Raw genomic sequence first — 843 nt, 5'->3', positions numbered from 1 at the left:
TATTCCGCCGTTTTTCAAATATTTTTTATCCGTTTTGAGAGAGTAAAAAACTGGGCGCGGGGTCTTCCTTCGCGTCGATTGCTTAAAAAATCACCATTCCGGTCGAGAAGGCACCGAAGACGGCATGGAACGCAAGCCAAGAGCGGCGAGTCTTTGACGGCGGGCAGCCTGTCTAACTGCCACCATCTCTTGCGTTGGTTGGTAGTGGGTGTACCACTGGCGTACCAACCTGCGGTACATGTCGTTCTTAGCCCGTGCCATGCTCGCTTCATAGCCGGGGTCTAGCACCCGTATGTCGTAGTCCAAGGCTATCCACTCGGCCAGCATGTGCGGGTGGCGGCGGCTGGCGGGCATGGTGCGCACCATCCACACGTCGATAGGGGCGCGACTCTTGGTGAACTGGCGGTACGCGCCATCCCAAGCCATCGCCACCGCACGCCGCTGCTCCATGTCGGTTTCGTCCACGTTCATGGCGGCGGCCAGCGCGGCCCAAGACACCACCGGGTCGCCGGCCTTGGCGTGCGCCTGTATCCAGTCCACGGCCTCGCGGTCACAACTGCCGGGCGGGCACACGATCATATGCAGACGGCAGCCGTAGCCGTACAGCACGCGGTCTTGGCGCGAGGCGTTGCAATGCTTGCACGCGCGCCGTAGGTTCGCCACCGTGTCCCTGCCGCCATGCGCGTGGGGCACGATATGGTCGTCTTCCTCGCCCACGCGCGTGCAGCCGGGCAATTCCAGCCAACAATCGTTGCCCCACGCCGCTATCTCCGCCGCACGTATCGCTGGGGCGACTACCTGTCTACGCGGCACGCTCGGCCTCCCTGCGCTTGCGCCTAGCCA

1 protein-coding gene is annotated in these 843 nt (G+C 62.9%); it reads right to left on the bottom strand.

What is annotated here, in order from left to right; genetic code table 11:
• Positions 1 to 90 precede the first annotated feature (90 nt).
• Positions 91 to 813 carry an HNH endonuclease signature motif containing protein gene (locus AC1AUD_RS13705; RefSeq protein ID WP_476574933.1) on the bottom strand — a complete coding sequence of 241 codons (723 nt, stop codon included), beginning with the start codon at positions 811 to 813 and terminating at the stop codon, positions 91 to 93.
• Positions 814 to 843: the final 30 nt, after the last annotated feature.

It is taken from the genome of Bifidobacterium sp. LH_730, assembly GCF_056355835.1.
Note: the sequence above shows the minus strand (reverse complement) of the source record. Positions and strands in the feature narration are given on the sequence as shown.